This window comes from Ruminococcus sp. (assembly GCF_017650195.1).
Lineage (GTDB): Bacteria > Bacillota > Clostridia > Oscillospirales > Ruminococcaceae > Ruminococcus.
In genome coordinates this window covers 1-2,934 of record NZ_JAGCFH010000061.1, presented here as the reverse complement: position 1 = coordinate 2,934, position 2,934 = coordinate 1, and the positions used below count along the sequence as shown (strand labels likewise).

Sequence of the window (2,934 nt, the reverse complement as noted above, 5' to 3'; positions counted from 1 at the left end):
CATTATCTCCAAATTTTTCAGATAGCTCATGCATAAACTCCTCTATTTTTCTCATCGCGGCACTGTTTGCGACCTCTGGTGTGAACATTTCTATGATTTCAATCCCATTTTCTGTAATAAAAAGTTCCTCAGAGATAATATATCCGTTTCTGTCAATATCTTTCATAAAGAACACCTCCGCAATGATTTTACTACGCTTAAGGCTGTCCTTATTCCTAATAAAAAAAACGCAGATCTGCGATCTGCGTCTATATATCCCATTCATTACTCTGATACGCTCGCCGATACTCAATTAATAATCGCATTGCGAACATATACACAAAGAATCCTACAAGAGCACCTAAGGTATTATGCATAAGATCATCAATCTCAAATATGCCCCTACCTGTAACGTACTGTACCGACTCGATGAAAAGTGAAAATCCGAAAGCTGCAACTCCTGTACGTACCGGAGTCCTAAACCATTTGAGCATTATCGGAAGCATTAAGCCAAATGGGAACAGCATTGCAAGATTACCCATAATCTGTTCCATCCAGTATCTCTGGCGTTCAGTTCTAATGAAATTCCTGAATTCCCAGAATGGAACGAGGAGCGTTCTTGAATCCCTTATAGGTCTGCCCAGAAGAGTGAGCCTGAAAACGTGATATACATATACAGGCATAAGCAGCCAGCATACCAGTGCTGCGATCCTGTCTATCCTAAACCTTTTGAACTGGTTCATAGTCAGCGCTCCTTTCTTTTTTATGATTATAGCATACTTTTCCTAAAAAAGCAAATCTTTACTTTACATTCAAGGCTTTTAACAATTTATTACTTGGAAACATTATATTAATATCTCGTTCATATTTCAGAAATAAATATACTGTTTTCAATGGTAAATAATAATATCTATTATGTTCTCCCTCGTGTTTGAACTTAGCTTCCGTTTACAGCAATACAATACTTTTAAGTCCTGATCAGGTTCCGAAAACTGCTACTTAGATTATATTATTCATTCTTGTTTATATGTATTTATAACATCGAAACTATTTTGTCAGATTCACAATTTATTCATAACAAACGTCACTATGCACATCTGTCCAACCAATTTCTTGTGGACACTGCACAATGAGCATTAACGCTGATTAGCTTTTATTCTGAAAATTATGTCAAGCTCTTGCAATTTCAAAAACAAATGATATAATAGACTTAAATCCAAGAAAACAACGTATTACCGTTGATATATGATTTAAAAGCGGATAAGCTGCCGTAAAGATGCTTATCCGCTTAATATTTTTTATCAATGGACATCTGTATGCTCTCAAACAGAAGTTGTAGTATCCACATTTTCAGTTTTATTTTCTGACGACGTCGATGCATTGCAATGAGGACAGCGACCAGTTACAGTGGATTTATATTTTCCTCCGCAGTATGGACAAATCTGCTCTTCCATTATAGTAGACAGGCTTTCCGGATATTCACCTATTTCAGCTGTACCTCCATAAGGTTCGGAGGATATATCGTCTATTCCTTTCTCAGGTGCCGGAACAGCATTTCGATATTTCAGTTCATTCAGTCCCAGCATGAAATACGCATGGAAAAGTACAAATATTAGCATGAACAAAGGCATAATAAGAACTAACAGGTCAGGCATAAAAGATATCTTATCCGTAAAATCGTCAAAGGCTGAGGAAATCGCTGTTCCCACATCAGTATCATTTCTTTCAAGAAGCTCCTCAAGCTTACTGTTAAATTTTTTAAGCTCGCGTTTTTTTAGTATAGGGTCAGTATCGTTTCCCTGCATACCTTCCCATATCCAGTCGCCCGAACCTGAGGAGGTATACACCTTTGACTTTGAATAGACGATCAGCCAGTGCATCTCATCATTAAATTCATCAATATATCTTTGATATGCATATTTCTCCAGTGTAGTGTATTCTTCGAGCCAGTCATCTGTATAGAGCGTTACTACTGATGGCGTGATACCTGTCTTGTCCATGAACTTCTCAAGGCTGTCTCTGAGTTCCCACTCATTTTCAATAACGTCTGCGTCGTCTCTTATAACGATATTATGATTGTAGTTTTTCGGAACTATCGGCATTGCCTTTTTAAAGCCAAGGAATATAAAAAGCAGAAACGGCAGGTACATTATGCCTAAAAGCAGCCTTTTCTTATTATACTTCAGCTCGTAATCCTTGCTTGCGTAGAAGTAGCGCGGTTCTCCGTTTCGGTATGTAGCGTATCTCCTTGAACCTGGAAAGCGCCGACTGCTTATAGTGGATAAACTTCGTCCAATGGAAGAACCGCTGCTGCGCCCTCCGCTTGAACCGCCGTGCGAACCTCCGCCATGGGAACCACCACCTGATGAATGCGGCATAATGTCACCCCCTATAACAATGATTTTTACTATTATATATCATTCCTTCTTTATTGTCAATAATAAATATTGCTATATTTTTCTCTTTTTTCCGTCACAGAGCCATGTTTCATATCGTTCTGAACGCTTCACCGAATCTTTGGTAGTGAACTATTTCACGCTCACGCAAGAAACGGATAGGGTCTCTAACATCCGGATCGTCGGCAAGCCTAAGGATATTGTCGTAGGTCGTACGGGCTTTCTGCTCGGCAGCCATATCCTCGCTCAGGTCAGTTATTATATCTCCCTTTGACTGGAAATACGTAGCTGTGAAGGGTGTTCCCGAAGCTGCAACAGGATAAATGCCCGTTGTATGATCGACAAAATAAGTGTCGAAGCCACTCTTTTTTATTTCTTCAACAGAAAGGTTCTTTGTGAGCTGATAGAGTATAGCGGATATCATTTCAAAATGTGCCAGTTCCTCTGTACCGATATCTGTCAGGAGTCCCTTGACTTCACCGTAAGGCATTGCATATCTCTGATTAAGGTATCGCAGTGACGCAGACAATTCTCCATCAGGACCTCCGAGCTGTGAAAT

At 39.4% G+C, this 2,934-nt stretch carries 3 protein-coding genes; all 3 read right to left on the bottom strand.

The features are described from left to right. Positions 1–248 precede the first annotated feature (248 nt). Positions 249–722 carry a VanZ family protein gene (locus tag J6U00_RS02655; protein WP_296578488.1) on the bottom strand — a complete coding sequence of 158 codons (474 nt, stop codon included), beginning with the start codon at positions 720–722 and terminating at the stop codon, positions 249–251. 579 nt (positions 723–1,301) lie between these two features. After that, entirely contained in the window at positions 1,302–2,357 is a 1,056-nt protein-coding gene (locus tag J6U00_RS02650) for a hypothetical protein (protein ID WP_296578485.1), read from the bottom strand. Positions 2,358–2,466: 109 nt separating this feature from the next. Then, on the bottom strand, positions 2,467–2,934 hold a 468-nt coding region (locus J6U00_RS02645; protein ID WP_296578482.1), incomplete at its 5' end, for a manganese catalase family protein.